The sequence below is a fragment of the Shuttleworthella sp. MSX8B genome, assembly GCF_000524295.1.
GTDB classification, from domain to species: domain Bacteria; phylum Bacillota; class Clostridia; order Lachnospirales; family Lachnospiraceae; genus Shuttleworthia; species Shuttleworthia satelles.
In genome coordinates this window covers 72,500-89,737 of the sequence record NZ_JAQT01000032.1, presented here as the reverse complement: position 1 = coordinate 89,737, position 17,238 = coordinate 72,500, and the positions used below count along the sequence as shown (strand labels likewise).

The 17,238-nt window shown below is 50.0% G+C and carries 17 protein-coding genes and 1 pseudogene; 8 read left to right on the top strand and 10 right to left on the bottom strand.

Translation table 11 applies throughout. The features are described 5' to 3' along the window. On the top strand, positions 1-535 hold a 535-nt coding region (locus HMPREF1508_RS07765), incomplete at its 5' end, for a DUF1003 domain-containing protein (protein WP_330365311.1). Between the two features lie 328 nt (positions 536-863). Here the strand turns inward: HMPREF1508_RS07765 and HMPREF1508_RS07760 are convergent. After that, a complete protein-coding gene (locus HMPREF1508_RS07760) occupies positions 864-1,529 on the bottom strand; it encodes a Crp/Fnr family transcriptional regulator (RefSeq protein WP_044960973.1) in 666 nt (221 codons plus the stop codon). A 96-nt stretch (positions 1,530-1,625) separates the two neighbouring features. Between HMPREF1508_RS07760 and HMPREF1508_RS10750 the strand changes: the two genes are divergently transcribed. The 4 genes and pseudogenes from HMPREF1508_RS10750 (at position 1,626) to rd (ending at position 3,755) form a co-directional block, all read left to right on the top strand. Further along, positions 1,626-1,982 carry a hypothetical protein gene (locus tag HMPREF1508_RS10750; RefSeq protein ID WP_330365310.1) on the top strand — a complete coding sequence of 119 codons (357 nt, stop codon included), beginning with the start codon at positions 1,626-1,628 and terminating at the stop codon, positions 1,980-1,982. Positions 1,983-1,985: 3 nt separating this feature from the next. Next, positions 1,986-2,288, top strand: coding sequence for a cupin domain-containing protein (locus HMPREF1508_RS10745; protein WP_330365312.1), 303 nt, complete (start codon positions 1,986-1,988; stop codon positions 2,286-2,288). Positions 2,289-2,363: 75 nt separating this feature from the next. Beyond that, positions 2,364-3,548: pseudogene (locus HMPREF1508_RS07750) on the top strand (flavodoxin domain-containing protein); the annotation flags it as partial. Continuing rightward, positions 3,543-3,755 (top strand): rubredoxin, encoded by a 213-nt coding sequence (gene rd / locus HMPREF1508_RS10830; RefSeq protein WP_278244583.1) that lies wholly within the window; start codon positions 3,543-3,545, stop codon positions 3,753-3,755. The pseudogene HMPREF1508_RS07750 and the gene rd, both read left to right, overlap by 6 nt. 283 nt (positions 3,756-4,038) lie before the next feature. Here rd and HMPREF1508_RS07745 read toward each other — a convergent pair whose 3' ends face one another. From HMPREF1508_RS07745 to HMPREF1508_RS07720, 7 genes are all read right to left on the bottom strand, one after another. Beyond that, a complete protein-coding gene (locus HMPREF1508_RS07745) occupies positions 4,039-4,752 on the bottom strand; it encodes a hypothetical protein (protein ID WP_044960971.1) in 714 nt (237 codons plus the stop codon). 2 nt (positions 4,753-4,754) lie between these two features. Next, positions 4,755-4,922 carry a hypothetical protein gene (locus tag HMPREF1508_RS10415; RefSeq protein ID WP_006906777.1) on the bottom strand — a complete coding sequence of 56 codons (168 nt, stop codon included), beginning with the start codon at positions 4,920-4,922 and terminating at the stop codon, positions 4,755-4,757. Between the two features lie 126 nt (positions 4,923-5,048). Further along, positions 5,049-5,849 carry an acyl-CoA dehydratase activase gene (locus HMPREF1508_RS07740; protein ID WP_006906776.1) on the bottom strand — a complete coding sequence of 267 codons (801 nt, stop codon included), beginning with the start codon at positions 5,847-5,849 and terminating at the stop codon, positions 5,049-5,051. Positions 5,850-5,875: 26 nt separating this feature from the next. Beyond that, the gene (locus HMPREF1508_RS07735; protein WP_242834535.1) at positions 5,876-7,591 is read right to left on the bottom strand and encodes a 2-hydroxyacyl-CoA dehydratase family protein; all 1,716 of its coding nucleotides are present in this window, start codon (positions 7,589-7,591) and stop codon (positions 5,876-5,878) included. Positions 7,592-7,616: 25 nt separating this feature from the next. Next, positions 7,617-8,837 carry a 2-hydroxyacyl-CoA dehydratase family protein gene (locus HMPREF1508_RS07730; protein ID WP_044960970.1) on the bottom strand — a complete coding sequence of 407 codons (1,221 nt, stop codon included), beginning with the start codon at positions 8,835-8,837 and terminating at the stop codon, positions 7,617-7,619. 2 nt (positions 8,838-8,839) lie between these two features. Further along, a complete protein-coding gene (locus HMPREF1508_RS07725) occupies positions 8,840-9,601 on the bottom strand; it encodes an ATP-binding protein (protein ID WP_044960997.1) in 762 nt (253 codons plus the stop codon). Between the two features lie 32 nt (positions 9,602-9,633). Next, complete coding sequence (locus HMPREF1508_RS07720; protein ID WP_044960969.1) at positions 9,634-11,907, bottom strand: FAD-dependent oxidoreductase; 2,274 nt, start codon at positions 11,905-11,907, stop codon at positions 9,634-9,636. 240 nt (positions 11,908-12,147) lie between these two features. Here HMPREF1508_RS07720 and HMPREF1508_RS07715 point away from each other — a divergent pair, with 240 nt between their 5' ends. From HMPREF1508_RS07715 to HMPREF1508_RS07705, 3 genes are all read left to right on the top strand, one after another. Next, entirely contained in the window at positions 12,148-12,714 is a 567-nt protein-coding gene (locus HMPREF1508_RS07715) for a rhomboid family intramembrane serine protease (RefSeq protein ID WP_044960968.1), read from the top strand. A 131-nt stretch (positions 12,715-12,845) separates the two neighbouring features. Further along, positions 12,846-13,547 carry a LacI family DNA-binding transcriptional regulator gene (locus HMPREF1508_RS07710; protein WP_049906939.1) on the top strand — a complete coding sequence of 234 codons (702 nt, stop codon included), beginning with the start codon at positions 12,846-12,848 and terminating at the stop codon, positions 13,545-13,547. After that, the gene (locus HMPREF1508_RS07705; RefSeq protein WP_044960966.1) at positions 13,528-14,535 is read left to right on the top strand and encodes an SIS domain-containing protein; all 1,008 of its coding nucleotides are present in this window, start codon (positions 13,528-13,530) and stop codon (positions 14,533-14,535) included. The genes HMPREF1508_RS07710 and HMPREF1508_RS07705 overlap by 20 nt, the downstream gene beginning before the upstream one ends. A 139-nt stretch (positions 14,536-14,674) precedes the next feature. Here HMPREF1508_RS07705 and HMPREF1508_RS07700 read toward each other — a convergent pair whose 3' ends face one another. Next, positions 14,675-16,009 carry a GntP family permease gene (locus HMPREF1508_RS07700; RefSeq protein ID WP_006906768.1) on the bottom strand — a complete coding sequence of 445 codons (1,335 nt, stop codon included), beginning with the start codon at positions 16,007-16,009 and terminating at the stop codon, positions 14,675-14,677. A 54-nt stretch (positions 16,010-16,063) separates the two neighbouring features. Further along, positions 16,064-17,209, bottom strand: coding sequence for a CdaR family transcriptional regulator (locus tag HMPREF1508_RS07695; protein ID WP_084640300.1), 1,146 nt, complete (start codon positions 17,207-17,209; stop codon positions 16,064-16,066). Positions 17,210-17,238: the final 29 nt, after the last annotated feature.

The window sequence follows — 17,238 nt, the reverse complement described above, 5'->3', positions numbered from 1 at the left end:
AGAAGGGAGATCGTGTCTGATGGAAGGGGAAACAAGAAGGCAGGATTTGCTGAAACAGCTCCTTGAGAGCGCGGAGTCAGATGCGGCGAATGAGGAATTGCTGGATAAGTTGGTCGCGCAGAATCTCAGTGTAGATCTGAGCCAGGATGATGACTTTGAGACGAGAGGGCAGAAGGCGGCAGACGCGGTGGCAAAGTTCGCCGGAAGCTGGGCCTTTATTGTCAGTTTTATTCTTGTCCTGATCGGTTGGATGTGTATCAATCTTCTGTTGGCGTCTGGGGCATTTGACCCCTTTCCTTTTATTCTGCTAAATCTCGTTTTATCCTGTGTTGCCGCTGTCCAGGCACCACTGATTATGATGAGTCAGAATCGGCAAGAGGAGAAAGATCGGCAGCGGGCAGAGAATGATTATTACGTCAATCTGAAGAAAGAGCTGATTATCGGTGATCTCCACCGAAAGATTGATGACATTATCGACCGTCAAGAGAAACTTCAGAGAAGCCTGGAAGAATTGGAGAAGAAAGAGAATCGTTGACGTGTCAAAACCGATAGGAAAAAAGCATTTTACCGACAGATGAGATGTGGACAATTATCTAGAACTTCGCGGACCGGTCTGACTTTACAAAGATCGCGGAAATTGACGAGAATGCCTGGAGGATGATATGCGCCCGGGAGGAGAACTGATATAGCCATGAAAGAATGAAAGCTTTGATCCATCATGGGAGAAATCAGATGAAATCGTTATCCATGGATTCGCAGGCGACTGATGGACAGAAATAGAGAGTCAAGCTGCCATATGGAATTTAAGATGGATGGGGCATGGATTTTAAGCTGGAGAGAGTATGGAATTTAAGACGGATGGATCAGGGCTTTGGGGTTAACAGGCGGAAGTGATTTTTTCGGAAGGCAATGAGTCCGTTCGCCTGCATTTTACTGAGTTCCTTGGAAAGTGCCGTTCGGTCCAGATTCAGAAAATCGGCCAGCTGCTGCCGGTTGAAGGGAATATCAAATTCGCTGCTGCGCTTTTGCAGGGAAACATTGTTCAGATATCTGAGAATCTTCTCCCGCATTGTTTTTGACGCCAACAGGAAGCTACGGTTGGATAAGAGAATGTTCTTTTGCAGGGAGATCTTTAGCAGATTGACGGTGATCTGATGCAGAGCATGCGGGGCGGCGCAGGACCTGGACGCAATGATCCCGATTTCCAGAAAAATAACAGTGCTGGCTTCTCTGGCGATAATATCTACGGGGATGATACTTTGCGGGTTCATAGCGTATGCTTCCGCGAAGAAATCCCCCCTTGAAAAGGCGGTCAGGATCATACGGTTGCCCCAGGCGTCATTTCTTTCTACGATGACGCTTCCCTGTAAGATCAGGCCGATAAAGCCGGTTGAAGAGCCGGCATGATATATGATTTCATTCTTTTGGTAGCTTCTTTTGTAAGCATGAAGACACATAAGCGCGTCCCGGATGTCCTGTTCCGATATATTCTGGAAGAGGGCATTTTTCTTGTAGAAGTCCATGTCCATTGGAAACAACCTTTCTCTATTACGTGGCCAAGACCACGCATTTTCATTTCCAAGCATAGTATATTGATCGCAGTGAAGCAAGGAAGGAGATGGGCTATGAAAGAAGCAGCGGGAAAGGTCTTTTCGATCGCGGCGGAGAATCTTCCGGTTCCGGGCTGTACCATATCAAAGATGGTGAGCGCGGAAAAAGGGTACGGAGTGGCGTACTTTTCTCTGGCGAAGGGAACGGATATCAGCGCGGAGAGCTATGGATACACGAAGCTCTGGCTCATCCACGCGGGGAATATAGATGCCTTTGATCCAAAAGGGGTTTTAGGCAATGTTCAAAAAGGACAGATCTTTATAACGCCGAGAGATCTGCCCATTGGAGCGAAGGCGAATACAGATGCGGTATATACAGAGATTGCCTTGAAGGAGGATACACAGATGAATCAGATTTTAAAAGCGGGCTAGGTGATGACATTGAAGGATTTGCTTCCCTATCAGGAGGGAAAAATCGTAAATATGGATCTGGTAAATGATCCGCACCTGAAATTTGTCATCATGAGTTTTGGTGAGGGAACCGGTTTATCAGAGCATGCTGCTCCGGGAGAAGCGCTTGTCTTCGCCCTAGATGGAGAAGCGATCATCGGCTATGAGGGAAAAGAGTATCACATTCATGCGGGAGAGAATTTCAAATTTGATAAATTCGGGAAACACTCGGTGACAGCTGTCGGCAGGTTTAAGATGGCGCTTTTGCTGATGCTGGATGAGAGCTGAAAGAAGTCGGAAATGCATGCGGGCTGATAATATCAGGGATTGACAGGAGAGCGGAAAAAAGTCTGGGAGGACGAGATGAGAAAACAGGTTAAGGGCAATGTCAGTTGGGTAGGATACATGGACTGGGAATTGAAGAGCTTTCACGGAGATGATTACTCCATCATCAACGGCTCAAGCCAGAATGCCTACCTGATTGAGGAAGAAAAGACCGTTTTGATCGATACGGTGTGGATTCCGCACAGGTTTGACTTTGTGGAGAATTTGAAAAAGGAAGTGGACCTGAAGAAGATAGATTTGATTGTGGCAAATCACGGGGAGTGCGATCATTCCGGCTCTCTTACGGCGATCATGAATGAGATCCCGGACACCCCGATCTATTGCACGGCAAATGCAGTGAAGAGTATTGAAGGCCAGTATGGAAAGCGCGGTTGGAATTTCCATGTCGTAAAGACGGGAGACAGCATTGAGATTGGGAACGGGAAGAAGCTGATTTTTGTTGAGATGCGGATGCTGCATTGGCCGGACTCCATGGCGACATTTATGACCGGTGATAACATCCTGTTTTCAAACGATGCATTCGGACAGCATTACGCGGTAGAAGAGCTCTTCAATGACAAGGCGGACCAATGCCTCTTGAACAAAGAGGCCATGAAGTATTTCGCTAATATTTTAAATCCCTTTGCCCCGATTCTCAGGAAGAAGCTGGAAGAAATCTCGGGATTTAACCTGGACATTGAAATGATTGCGCCTGCGCACGGCGCGATATGGAGAGATCATCCTCTGCAGATTATGGAGAAATACGCGAAATGGGCAAACGCGTATCAGGAAAACCAGATCACCATTGCCTATGACACGATGTGGGAGGGAACGGCTAAGATAGCGCATCGAATTGCGGATGAGATCCACAGCCAAAGCCCGGATACAGTAGTCAAGGTATTTAATGTGGCCAAATCGGATAAGAATGAAGTGATGACGGAGGTGTTTAAGTCAAAAGCGATCGTGGTGGGATCGCCAACGGTATCCAACAGTTATCTCTCCTCTCTTGCCGGCTGGCTGGAATTCCTGCGGCAGCTCAAGTTCAAAAATAAAAAGGCGGCTGCGTTCGGCTGTTACGGATGGAGCGGCGAGAGTGTAAAGCTTTTGCAGGAGAAACTCTCTGAGGCGGGATTCCAAGTGATCAAAGAGAACGTGCGGTCCTTGTGGAACCCGGATGAGGAGGATTTTGAGGCAATTCCGCCGCTTGTAAGCCGATTATTGGAGACAGAAGAGCGTGCGATCCCGGAAGGCAATCCAAAGGATAGCGTAAAAATAAGTCAATACCGGTGCATCCCATGTGGCTACATTTATGATCCAAAGGTGGGAGATCCGGACCATGGCATCGCCCCGGGGACAGCTTTTGAGGATCTGCCGGACGATTGGACCTGTCCGGTATGCGGCGCAAGCAAGGATCAGTTTGAGAGACTGTGAGTTATGGCAGTTCGATGTTTACAGCGAAACCTTCCTGTCAAACGAAAACAATGAGTGGGCAATTCCAATCGGAGTTGCCCATTTTCTAAAATGAATGGAAATACAAATCGTAAGTTATAGAGCTAAGAGCAGGCATGTTAATATGCCTTGCTTGCGGCAACAGCTCACTTGGCACATCCCTGCCGTTGGCTTTTGCGCTCCGGTTCCGCAGACGGTTCTGCTGCCGATGATCCAGTCCTCAGCTCCAGCTATTACCTGAACCAGGGGATCAGACTGGAGGATCCTATAAGCTGCCATTGGCCTTATGCAGTTGTCTCAGCTCCTCCACTTCATCACAGATGGGATGAAGGGGGCAGAGATCACAGTCGGAAACAAGACCTTTCAGGATGTGGTCGAAGGCATCTGTGATTTCTTCGACCTTGCGGGCCTCCTTCTCCAGCTGCCCGACGGCGTTTAATTCTTCCGTGATAAAGATGATTTCAGCCCGATTCACGCGAGCTGCTTTTTTGTAATGATCAATAAAAAGCTTTCCAATCGTCGTGAAGTCCAGTCCGTTCTTAATGGCTTTTTTGCTGACTCTTATGTTCTCACGGTTTTCCATGCTGGAAGACAGAATCATATACCCTTTCGGGATGATCTTAAATCTGGTGAAGTCCAATCTCCTGACGGTTTGATAGGCCTTGTTCGGATCCTCGATGGGATCGATATGAAGGAAGGTAATTCTGGAGAAGACCGTGTCATTCTTTATTTCGGGCAGATCTCTCCCGTAGAGGAGAATACGGTCCTGCTCCAGAAGCTCGCTGTCGCTGGTGACGGCATTGTAGCAGACACCGGGCCTGGTTCGGATGCCAAGCTCGTAGGCGACATCTCTCTGCAGAAGGAATTCATTTTCCTTGAGTAAAGGCCAGGGCTTCCCCTTGCTCACGGGAAGCTCTCTGGCTCGATAGGAGGAGAGAAGCTCACGGGTCTCTTTGATGACGCTGTCATAAACATTCATAGTTAAATCTTGTCCTCAACCACCTTATTGTGGTGGAATTCCCAAAGCTTATCATATATGAATTCAACCAGCTTTGAATCGGCATTGGTGATGTACACAATGAATAGAATTCCGGTGAGAAGCAGGAGGACTGCCAGAAGTATCTCAAACTTGCGCATGATATCTTTCATATTTCGTCTTCTTTCTCATTGATGTGTCGGGCAGGTTCTTCGAATCTGTCGTCAGGGAAACTGCAATGGATCCGCCGGCCGTATGATTCATGACAGCAGAATCATCAGGAAGTTACATTTCCCGATTTATAGAAGTTCCTTGTCCAGACCTTTCTGGCGGGCAAATTCAGCGGCGCCCAGAGCGCCCATCAACTGAGGATCGATATTCAGGTCGATGACTTTGATCCGCAGAACCTTCTCAATTGCGCGCTTTAAGCCCTCGTTCTTGGCGCAGCCGCCGGTGAGAGTGATTGAATTCTTTGCGCCTGCCTTTTTCGCCATGACAAAGCATCGCTTGGCGACAGCCTGCTGGATTCCGGCCGCGATTTCATCTCTGGGTTGTCCCTCTCCCACCAGGGTAATGACTTCGGATTCCGCAAATACCGTGCACTGTGCTGTAATGGGAATCACATTTTTGGCAGTAAGACTCAGTTTTGAGAACTCATCCAGCGAGACTTCGAAGGCATTCGCCATAGACTCAAAGAATCTGCCTGTTCCGGCTGCGCACTTGTCATTCATCGCGAAGGTTTTTACTGTTCCGTCGGAGTCTACGGCAATTCCCTTGACATCCTGTCCGCCGATATCAATGATTGCCTCTACCTCAGGATTCGTAATGTGAACGCCCATGGCATGACAGCTGATCTCACTGATGTTTTCCTGAGCCTGAGGGACCTTGTTTCTTCCGTAGCCTGTTCCGATCAGGTATGAAAGGTCTGAGATTTCTTTTAATCCGGCGTCATTCAGAGCATTTTTTAAACTCAGCTCGGCGCTTTCACGGCTGTTGATTTTGCTCTTGATGGTATTTGAAGCGACCATCTTGCCCTGTTCGTCTAAAATCACGGTCTTTGTGTAGGTTGAGCCTACGTCACATCCTCCAAAATATTTCATATCGACACTTTGTCCTTTCTGCTCTCTTACCAGGTGAGTTCATCTGAATAGTCAGCATAGGTCGGATCCAGAGGCGTTTCCCGGAACACATTGACCATGTACTTGTTGACGGCATCTCTCATCGCCTTTCTTGAGACCGTGCGCGGATCCATAAGGTCATGGGATACCCAGATCAGATGGATTCCCCTTTCCCGGGCCTGATCTTCGAAGAGGCCGTGAAGCCCGCCGAAGTTCTTGCAGGATACGTGATCGTACATAATGACGATGTTCGCGTTGAATTTCTCACACATTTTCCAGCACTCATCCAGAGCGTTTGCGTATCCTCCGTTAGAGTGGGATCGCATCATCATGCGTTCATAGGCCATTGCAATATCCGCAAGAGCCGCGTCCTTTTCGCCGATATGGTAGAAGTGGTGGCTGAGCATACTCTCCATATCGACCAGGGTTTTGATCCCCCATACCTGTTCGGCCCAGGTCGTAAAGTGCGTATAGTAGTGGGCGGGACAGCACCATACGATGGCCCGGTATTTGTAATCGCGTCTGTCTGCCAGCTTATCTTCTTCGTATCCCTGAAGCATCATATCCGTGACCTTAAGATCCTGACTGGTCATATAGGGATCCAGACATCCCGCAGTCTGGAATTCATATTCTCGCTGGAGAGAGAGGGCGCTTCCTGTCACTTGGGGATAGGGCGTGCAGTTGACATCCCATTTATCGAGCATGCACTGCGTTGTGAGGTTGTATTCTTTGGCTTTTTCCCAGAAACGATCCCAGTTCCATTTGACGCCATAGGTACTTTCGATGAAATGGATGCAGTTGCGAACATCTTTCACCGCGTACGCAAGTGTCTCAGGCTCGTTAAAACGCTGCGGAGGAGTGAGCGCGAATCGCGGAAGATCGTGGAAGTATCTGCCAGTGAAGAGAGCGGCGCCGATGGAGCCGTCACAGGGCATGGAGCTTGTCACAAAGGAGGATCCCACGTGGGGATAATCATCAACAATGGCACATCCTACTTCCGCGGAGGGGAGGGGACATACATCCGCTGCCAGTCCCTGCCGTTCAGCTGCGTCTACGTAGTAAATATTGGCAAACTGATCCACTTCTCCCGGAAGGCAGACGGGAGACATGGCGACATCAATCCAGTCAAGGTCCGGAAATCCGGCCATGATAATGGAGGGAGTCATTTCGTCGAACATGACTGTCTTATCTCTGAGTCTTGCGGCTCTCCTGTTGTTGGGGCTGTGCAGGTTGGCGTCCCGCTCAATGATGTGGAGAATCACTTCAACGGAGTTGTGGATGACACCGAAAAACTGTTCTTCCGTGTATCTGAGCTGCTTGCCTCTGAGACCGAGCTTGTGCCGATCCATCATGTTCGCGGCGGTGAGATAGCTCGCCATCCAGGGGTATCTGATGAAGGCCTTCATGAGGGCATAGGGGTGAGTGCCTAAGGTCGCAAGCATATAGCCGTAGAGTTTCAGCCATCGCCTGAAATCATAGGCGGTGTCCTTGACCCCTTTCCATTCTCTTTGGTTAAATGACCGGTAGCCCTCCGTATAGTAGTCGCCCTTTCCTTCAATATGAAGGCGAAATCTCGGTTTGAGATAGTGCCTTGCGTCCTCCGCCGCCTGTGTCTTCAGGGTTTCTTTGTTTTCTTTTATGTAGTTTGTAATCACGGGGACGGCAGCCTTCATATCGTTGACCATATATGGGATGTCTGCGGCTGCTCCTCTCAGGTATTCCATCAGCGCAGGAAGCCTGCTTTTTCGCTTATTGAACATGTTGAGCCTCCCTCTTTGCGGCTCTCGCCTTGATCTGTTTGATCTCCAGACTCTCGACAAAGGCCTGCACTCTTGTTTTGAGCTGACCGGATGCCCCTGCCCGGTAAGGCCTGTCAATGGAAAGGGTGGGAATCCCGTACTCCTCAGCCAGCACATGGCTCTGCAGGGTTCTCTCATAGGACCAGTAGGTACAGAACTTCATCTGTTCATAGATAATGCCGTCCGCATGGTAGTCCTTGGCCAGCTGTTTCGCCTCTTCCTGCCGGTAGAGAATCTTATTGTCCGTAATATACCTGGGGCAGGAGGTCTGCCGGATATTGATCCTTACAATCTGGGAGAGTGCGTCTTCCCTGTCATTCAGTTCGATTCTCTGTCTTCCCGGAATGGAACCATAGCAGAAACGATCCGCCACAATCAGCGCTCCGCTTTCCTCGCAGAGCTCAATCATTTCGGGGTCATCGATCTCTCCGCCTACAATTACAAGCCTTGCCCTGAATTTCTTCTCATCTGCCGCTCTTGTCCTGATTTCTTCCAGTGTCTCCTTGAGTTTGTCTTTGATCAGATACTGGGGACAGACGTAAGTGGCAAGACAAATTTTGTGAAATTCAGCTCCTGTGATAGGCGCGGGATCCAGCTTTCTGAAATTGCCGATTTCCGTGATCAGGTCGCAGATTTCATTGTGATCTTCGACCGCTTTGCGCAGAGCCTGATCGGATATGTCGATGCCGTAGTTTACATGCAGGGGATTCAGCAGTTTCCTCTGCAGCTGCTCTGTGACGTGATCGACCGAAATCTCCTCGTCTTTTCCGGGAACGTCAATATAGGACAGGAAGAATTTGTCGTTTCCTTCCCCTACGCAGCCGAGAAGCTCCATGTTTTCGTAACAGCGGTTCATGCACTCGCAGATATCCACGCCTGCAATGGCATCGAGGAAACGGTATCCGCCCTCAATGCCCCGTTCCAGAAGCGCCCTGGAGAATTCACATGAGCTGCTGGCCAGATAATAGGTCGCAATGTCGGTGGACCCCATAAAAGGAGCGCGGAGTCGAACCGAGAAGCATCCGGGCAGATTCAGAATCGCCTCCGGAATATGGAAGCAGGTATAGCCGATGGCAATTTTTCCGTCTTTTTCCCGGGCCTGTCTGACCAGGTCGTTGTGGGCGCTTTCGAGGACTTTCTCGAAGAAAATCATATGTTTCAGATCTTTCATATTCAGCCTCCAAGATTCTCTAATGCCCTTTCGGCTCCTCTGACTGCGGCGGAATCACCGGGAAGTTCAAGGAGACTTCTCCCCTCGAAATCATATTCAGCCAGTATGGGATCCGATGCAATTGCGGCAAGGAGCTTCAGATTTGCCAGACCGAGCTTATCGACTCTTGACATGTCTTCCACCCGATTTACAATCACGCCGAGTTCGTCGTATGAGACCATGCCGGAGGCGACACGGGCTATGGTTTTGATGACTTCAACCCCCTTTTTGCTGGTGTCGGTTACCAGAAGCAGGTGGGTGACCTTCTCCATGACTCTTCGGTTGATTTGCTCGATGCCGGCTTCCCCGTCGATGACGACATAGTCGAACTGATCGGCGACCATGGTGATGACCTCTTTCAGATAGGCGTTGATTCTGCAGTAACAGCCTGCTGACTCCGGCCTGCCGATGGCCAGAAAGGCAAACGAATCTGTCTCTACGATCGCCTCCGCGATTTTGTATCTTGACTCCGAAATCAGTTCCATTGCCGCCTTAGAATTCCCATCTTCTACATGCGCGACAATTTCATTTCGTATGTCATTCAGTGTGAGAGAAGCCCGGATTCCCAGGGCAGTTGCCAGGCCGATTGCCGGGTCCGCGTCGATTGCCAGAATCTTTTTGTCGGGATATTTTTCGGTCAGAATCTTCACGAGAGCGGCGGAAACGGAGGTCTTTCCGACACCGCCCTTTCCGGTCAGAGCATAGATCTTTGGCTTGTGTTTCATTTCTGTTGTCAATCCTTTCATAGGGGATTCATCTATACGCGGATGCCTGTTCTGTAGGCGGCCCTTGCCGCCTCGAGCACTCTGCCGGCTCTTTCGCTGTCGCCGATATTCAGGATCTCGGGAGCGAGATGGTCCTTAAGACAGTTAAAGTACAGATCCTGATCCGCTTTTCCGCCTAGTGCCAAAACCACTAGGTCTGCGTCCACTGTGATAGGGTTTCTGGCATTGCCGGGTTTCTTAGCCAGAGGGTTGGGAATATTATCAGGTAGCAGGGGCTGCCAGGTATTGTAGGGGTTCGGAACCGCAGCCGAGCTGTTCTTGAGGATATGCACCTGATTTCTGCCGAAAGAAATTACTCTGGCACAGTTCATCAGCTTTACCCCGCCCTTCTCAAGGTAATGGAGCAGATGTCCTCGGTTCGCCGTGCATACGCCCTCCATGAAACCGGGCATCATTTCTACGACGGTCACGTCTCTGCCATATTCGTATTTCAGCCAGTAAGCGGTTTCACATCCGACTACGCCTCCTCCGATGACAACGATCTTCTGAGCGTCTCCCATGAGAGCGGGATTATCCAGGAGATCAACGCCGAGGACCCAGTGGACTTGATCGAACCCCTCAAAAGGCGGGACGATTTCACGGGTTCCGTAGGCGCATACGATGGTGTCGTAATTTCCTGCTTTGAGAAGGTCCGGATCAACGTTTGTATTCAATTTCAGGGTTAGATCACAGTTTTCTTCCGCCATCTTCAGTTGATGCTTCAGATAATCAACATAGTTTGCCAGGTCGAACTTGATCTTCGGTACGCTTCCCGGATTTAACTTGCCGCCCACCTGTGCGCTCTTCTCGAAAAGAGTCACCTTATGTCCTCTTTGCGCGGCGGTCAACGCAAAAATAATTCCGGCAGGACCGGCGCCTGCGACCGCGATATTCTTCTTGATTTTTGCCGGCGCAAGCTCTTCTGGGAGGACGTCTTCGAAGCCCGTCCTTGGATTGACGGCGCATTGAGGATGGCCTCCCAGAATGAATTCATTGACGCAGCCTTCCTGGCATCCGATACAGGGGCGTATTTCGTTCACTTTTCCGCTGTATGCCTTTTTACACCAGTCTGCGTCGCTGAGAAGAGGTCTTGCCAGCATCACCATGTCGCAGTCTCCGTCCCGAAGGGCTTTTTCCGCAAGATCCGGATAGCCGAGCTTACCGACCGCAACAACAGGAACTTTTTCTCCGGCATTTGACAGAATCTTATTCTGCGCGAAGTACTCCCTGGCAATTCTTGAAATATCAAGGAAACAGCCGGCAGGCATTCCGGCGGGGGGGTGAGGAAGCCACCAGTTGTCATAGCATCCGATGTCAACGTCAAATATATCAACACCGGCTTCAACCAGATGCTTCATATAAGACAGCGTTGCCTGGATGCTGCGCCCATGTTTGAATTTCCTGAGAGAGGGGACGGTGTCCATCTTTTCTCGATAGGTTTCATTCAGGGCCAGGGAGAGGTCAATGCGGTACATGATAGGATAGTCGGAACCAACCCTGTCCCGGATTTCTCTGACGATTTCAAGCCCGAATTGCTCGGGATCCGCGTAGCGTCCCAGAAGCCTTCTGTTAAATGCCGGATTTGTAAGCTGTTCCAGCAGATATCCCTCGTGTCCATGGAGGTATATGCCGTCAAGGCCTATTTCTTTCGCGTCGGCTGCCGCCTGCCCGCAGTTGTTCACGATTTTTCGCAGGCTGAAATCCGTAAGCCTCATACATGGAAGCTCAGGAATGTAGAAGTTTGGATTTAAAGATGCGGATCTTGGAAGCTTATGCTTTGTGATAAAGCAAGTTGGAGGCCCGACTCTTCCCAGCCCGGGTGTGATCTGGACGAACATTTTGGAGCCGTAAGCGTGAACTCCCTGGGCCAGATCTCTCCACCCGGCGAATACCGTTCTGTACTTGTCGATTCTCGGGAACATGCTTCTGTCTCCCGCCTCAGTCACGGTAGGATCAATTCCGTGGCTTACAGGAATCAGGCCGGTTGTAAGAAGACCTACCCCTCCTTTCGCCCTCGCAAAGAAGTACTCGAGCATTTTTTGATTCGGACGGCCGGTTTCTTCGCACATCATGAGGTTCCCCATTGGCCCCATGACAACTCTGTTTTTAATAACCATTTTGTTGACTTTGATCGGAGAAAAGAGCTCCTTATAGGGATAGAGAGAATTTGTGAGTTTTGCATATTCCTGGCCCGGAAATGCCGATTTATTCCCGGCCCAATTGCCGAAAAAATCATCGAGCTCTAATAATTTTGCGTCATAATCCATAAAGTTACCCCCATTTAACCTGATAAGAACAAAAATATTAGTTATAATGACCATTATAACATATTGACATATTTTAACTAGATGGAAGAGAGACTTCTTCCATCGTCCCTGCGTTTTCGTCTGTCCAGCACGGATCACAGTTGTGATAAAATACCATTGAAAACGGTATGGAAAGTATAAAGTGAAAACAGATTATAGCAACATCGAAAAAATATCAGATCATTGAGAACAAGGAGAGCCATGAGAAAATTAAAAATATCCTATAACGCCCCTGTCGTTTTAACATTCTGCCTGATCTGCCTTGTCTCGGTCGTCCTAGGCCAGATGACTGGTGGAGTCAGCACACGCCTTTTCTTTATGACTTATCACTCGTCTCTTCTGGATCCTCTGACCTATCCCCGCTTCTTCACCCATGTGATCGGACACAGCGGCTGGCAGCATTTTATTGGAAATGCCAGCTACCTCCTGCTTCTGGGTCCCATGCTGGAGGAAAAGTACGGATCCAAGACCTTGATTGAGATCATGGTAATCACCGCCTTTGTGACGGGGATTATCAATTATATGTTCTTTCCCAGTGTGGCTCTCTGCGGAGCCAGTGGGATTGTCTTTGCCTTCATTGTGCTGGCCTCCTTCACCGGTTTTCGAGAGGGGGAGATCCCTCTGACCTTTCTGCTTGTGGCGGCTATTTACATAGGTCAGCAGGTCTATCAGGGGATTACGGTTGTGGATAATATCTCCAATATGGCCCATATCGTAGGCGGAGCTGTTGGATCCGTGACGGGCTACCTGCTGAATAAGAGGAGCTAGAAAAAATCTGGTTTATTTACAAGTGAAAACAAGTGGAAAACCGTTTTGCCAGAATGGATTTTACTAAAAATTATTCTGACAAAGGCATGAAAAAAGAGAAGAAAAGTCCAGGAAAGAGACGATGTGCGCTTATGACACAGGCGGGATTCAAAAAAATCACAAGAAGAGATGTCGCCAGGGAGGCCGGTGTGACAGAGACCATCGTCTCCTATGTACTCAACAATAATCGTTATGTCAATGCCGATAAGAGAAAGCGTGTGCTTGCGGCAGTGGAGAAGCTGGGTTACAAGCCAAACACAGCGGCCAGAGCGCTCAAGGGGAAGAGCCTGAATCACATCGTTTTTATTGCGGATCAGATTGTGACGGAGCATTTTTCGCTCCTTTTGAGTGAGATGGATAAGAGGGCCTATGATCTGGGCTATATGATTTCTCTGTGTCAGAATCGCAATACAGAGGATTTTGTCAACAGCATTATCTCCAGACAATTTGATGGTGTGATTATCAGCTCCATCAGTTTTTCCAAGGGCTATATCCGTCAGCTCATCAAGGCCGGGATTCCGGTTGTCCTGATTGAGAATCGTGATTACTCCGATGTTGAAAATGCAGGAAAAATCAATAACGGACTCTATGAGGGGGCCAGGGAGGTCGTAAAGTATTTGGCATCCATTGGTAGAAAGGAGATCGTCTATATTGATCGATTCAGCCAGAATGGACATTTCAGCGATATGTCCGATATGCGCTATCGCGGGTACGTACATGAGATGACAGCGGAAGGCCTGGCAGAGGCGCCGGAGAAGAGGGTAATATCCGGATGTGGGAGCCCGGACCTTTGAGGCAATCCTGGAGACGCTGCCACAGATTGAAACGACTTTAGATCAGGTCTTTTCAGAACCATATGACAGCTTGATTTTTACAGGCTGCGGAACCAGTTTCTACCTGGCACAGACCGCGTCCTATCTGTGGAGGGCGCTGAATCATACGCCGGCGATCGCGGTTCCCTGCAGTGAACTTCTCTTTTTTCCGGAGAATTATATCAAGGGGAATCAGACATTGGTTCTTCCAATTACCAGAAAAAGCTGTACTACGGAGGTAAGACAGGCCATGGATCGGGTTCATGAGATCCCGGGAGTCAGCAGTCTGGCCATTACCTGCGATGCGGACAGTAGTCACTATAATGAAAATTATATTCTCGCACCGGAGACGGCAGAGGATAGTGTGATTATGACCAGATCCTTCACGTCAATGATTTTTTTGGCCGAGATTCTCAGTATGCATGTTTCAGGGCATGAGGAGATGATCAATGCGATGAGAGATTATCCGGTAGAGGCAGAGAAACTCTTAAAGGAGTGCGACGGATTGGCGGAGAAGATCCTGAGAGAGCATCCTGAAGCAGACCTGTTCGTGACCCTGGGACAGGGCGCTTATTATGGCGTCAGTAACGAGTGCATGAACAAGATGAAGGAGATGGGAATCGCTAACAGCGAGGCCTATTACTCTATGGAGTACCGACATGGGCCTATGAGTCTTGTGGATGAGAATACCTTTCTCCTGCTCCTGTCGAATGAAAAGACCCGGAAGACAGATGAGGATTTGATGGAACAGATGAGATCCTTCGGAGGGGTGACTTGCGGACTGGGGCCTGATGCAGATCAGATGCGGGGACTGGATTACGCGCTTAAGACGCCTGAGGCCTACAGCGAGCTTCAGGCAGCCGCCCTGATGGGCTTGATCGGACAGTTCCTGGGCTATTATATTTCGCTGCGAAAGGATATAGACGCAGATTTCCCCAGACACCTGTCACAGGCGATTGTGCTGAAATAAGCAGGCGTGGAAGTGATACAGAGATCAAAGATTCAGCGGCATTGCCAGGAAGAGGCGAAAGAACACCCCGCCCACTCAGATCCGAGTGGACGGGGTGCAGACATGGCGCGCTGTTTTTATGGGATGGTCGATAGGTTCTCTAATGAACAAAAATCAGAGACATCAGGAAGACAATCACAATGGTCGTGATTCCCATGACACCGGTCATGCCGGTCTGACAGCGGTAGGCCTGCTCGGTGTCCATATCGGAGAACTGAGAGACAACCCAGAAGTAAGAGTCGTTGGCATGGGATACTGTCATGGAACCGGCGCCGATGGCCATAATCACAAGAACCCTGGCGATGGGAGAGGTGAATCCCAGAGAGTCCATCATGGGAACCATCATGGCGGAGGTTGTGATCATCGCGACGGTAGATGCGCCCATCGCGCACTTTAAGAGCGCGGCGATGATAAATGGAAGGAAGACGCCGACACCCAGTCCGAGCAGATTGGCGCTGAGAACATCCGCAATGGGTAGCTTCTGGATGATGGCGCCGAAGGAGCCGCCGGCCCCGGTAATCGCCAGAATACCGGCCGAGTTGGTGACGCCCTCCGTGATCCACTTGAGAGTATTCTTAGATTCGGATTTGGGAATCAGTGTCATGGCGATGAAGACACCCAGAATCAGGGCGACAACCGGGTTGCCGATGAAAGAGAAGAAATTCTTGACGGCACCTGATCCGAAGGGGGCGCTGGGAAAGTCACTGATCGACTTTAAGGCGATGAGGACAATCGGAAGAAGAATCGGGGCAAAGCTATGAGCGGCACCGGGAAGCTTTCCGTATTTCTCAATGAGTTCTTCAACGGTATTCTCAGGGTTGGCCGGGATCTGAACCTTGCCTGATACCCTGCGGGCGTAAATATAGGCGACCAGAGTGGCGGGGATGGAGACCACCAGACCGACGAGAATGGTCAGTCCCAGATCGGCATTTAAGGTGCCGGCCATAGCGATGGGGCCGGGAGTCGGCGGAACCAGGCAGTGGGTCGCGTAGAGACCGCCGGATAAGGCGGTTGCCATCACGGCCAGAGAGATATCAGACTGGGCCGCCAGAGCTCTCATAATAGGGCTTAGAATGACGAAACCGGAATCGCAGAAGACAGGGATACCTGTGATGTAGCCGGTGATGGCCATGGTTAGAATACTGCGTTTTTTTCCGACAAGGTGCAGGATGGAATTGGCCATGGTAAGGGCGGCTCCGGTCTTCTCAAGGATGGTTCCGATGATGGTGCCGCAGAGGATAACAATGCCGATGTTCCCCATGATACTGCCGAAACCGCTCTTCACGGTCTTGATGACGTCCTCTGTGCCAAGGCCACAGACGAGACCGACAAGAATGGAGATGACTGTCATGACGATGAAGGGATGCAGATGGAATTTCTGGATCGCCAGAATCATCAGTATGACTGCAACGAGAATAACAACAAGATAAAACATAATAAACCTCCTTACGACTTCCCCTTTCTGCAGGGTTGTTCATCCTGCAAGTTACTATCCTTCTTCCGCACGAAAGGCAATCAGCATGCGGATAAAAAGTTCTCTTTCAAATGGGGCCACATCGTTCAAGCCCAGGATTTCATATAAGCGATTCAGCCGGTAAAGCAGGGTATTTCTGTGAATTTGAAGGGCCTGGGCAGCCTGGCTGACCGAACCGCCCATGAGGAAGTAGGTTTTTGCATTTTCCAGCAGGGTTTGCTCCTGCTGTGCCGACACCTCATTTCGCAGAGTTCGGTTGAGCTGCTGGATGTAGTGCGAACCGCCGTGCTGCAAGAGCTTGCCGAGATAGAGCTTGCTTTTTGCCCTGGCCTCGGAGAGTCGGTCGATACCGTCTCCGGAGAGGGACAGGAGGGCCTTTGCCTCCTTGTAGCCCTCTACGATCTCGCCGGCATTAGCGCAACTGTCGCTGATGACCATCCGAAGTTCTTTTTTCCCCCGGCAGAGATTAGCGGCGATATCCTCGAAATGGTCGGGCCTTTTGGAACCGGTGAAAGAGCGGATCAGAATGAAGATGTTGTCCTTGGCCCCGTAGATATCATTGCGGCTGAAGACTTCATCGTTTCCGAAATATTGGCGCAGAATATCATAGATGCCCGAAATTCCCGATGGCGCCGTCGTCTTTAAGACAATGACGGTGACAGGAAAGCAGAGGTGGCAGGAGAGGACATCCGACAGCTGCTCGATGTTCTCCTGGCTATCCGGATTGCCAAGGAGGTAGAGGTCTAAGAGCTGACTGCGGAGCTCTCCCTCCATAACCTGCCTGCGGGCGATGACCTGCTGCTTAAAGCTTTGCGTGACATAGACCCTGAGAAGATTGGCAACGTCCTGGACTTCTTCCTCCTGCCCGTAGACGCCGACGACGCCGATGACCTGCCCGTTTTGAAAAATCGGCATATTGTAGCCCTCTTTGGCCCCCTTATATTTGGGCAGGTCCGCCTTGGCAATACGGACGGGCCGGCCTGTTTCGATCGCCTCTTTGGCCCCCTGGTGAAAGTTGCCGATCCGACCGTGTTCCGTCGAGGCAATGATCATCCCGTTGGTATCCATAAGATTAATGGTGCGTCCCCGTACCAAAGAGGAGGTTGCCTCAACAAAATCCTGGGCCAGATCAGAGAACACCGACATCGTTATATTTTTCATTCATCCCCCTAAGCTGTCCTGCGTTTTTG

Coding starts and splice junctions, on each gene's coding strand:
- HMPREF1508_RS07735 (WP_242834535.1), bottom strand. CDS start 7,591: ATGGAATACCTGAGAGGAGCAGCCGCAGACATCCCATATATGGTCAAC.
- HMPREF1508_RS07740 (WP_006906776.1), bottom strand. CDS start 5,849: ATGAAATATTTTGGAGGATGTGACGTAGGCTCAACCTACACAAAGACC.
- HMPREF1508_RS07725 (WP_044960997.1), bottom strand. CDS start 9,601: ATGAAACACAAGCCAAAGATCTATGCTCTGACCGGAAAGGGCGGTGTC.
- HMPREF1508_RS07695 (WP_084640300.1), bottom strand. CDS start 17,209: ATGAAAAATATAACGATGTCGGTGTTCTCTGATCTGGCCCAGGATTTT.
- HMPREF1508_RS10750 (WP_330365310.1), top strand. CDS start 1,626: ATGAAAGAAGCAGCGGGAAAGGTCTTTTCGATCGCGGCGGAGAATCTT.
- HMPREF1508_RS07745 (WP_044960971.1), bottom strand. CDS start 4,752: ATGAATGTTTATGACAGCGTCATCAAAGAGACCCGTGAGCTTCTCTCC.
- HMPREF1508_RS07715 (WP_044960968.1), top strand. CDS start 12,148: ATGAGAAAATTAAAAATATCCTATAACGCCCCTGTCGTTTTAACATTC.
- HMPREF1508_RS07720 (WP_044960969.1), bottom strand. CDS start 11,907: ATGGATTATGACGCAAAATTATTAGAGCTCGATGATTTTTTCGGCAAT.
- HMPREF1508_RS07710 (WP_049906939.1), top strand. CDS start 12,846: ATGACACAGGCGGGATTCAAAAAAATCACAAGAAGAGATGTCGCCAGG.
- HMPREF1508_RS10745 (WP_330365312.1), top strand. CDS start 1,986: ATGACATTGAAGGATTTGCTTCCCTATCAGGAGGGAAAAATCGTAAAT.
- HMPREF1508_RS07730 (WP_044960970.1), bottom strand. CDS start 8,837: ATGAAAGATCTGAAACATATGATTTTCTTCGAGAAAGTCCTCGAAAGC.
- HMPREF1508_RS07760 (WP_044960973.1), bottom strand. CDS start 1,529: ATGGACATGGACTTCTACAAGAAAAATGCCCTCTTCCAGAATATATCG.
- HMPREF1508_RS10415 (WP_006906777.1), bottom strand. CDS start 4,922: ATGAAAGATATCATGCGCAAGTTTGAGATACTTCTGGCAGTCCTCCTG.
- HMPREF1508_RS07700 (WP_006906768.1), bottom strand. CDS start 16,009: ATGTTTTATCTTGTTGTTATTCTCGTTGCAGTCATACTGATGATTCTG.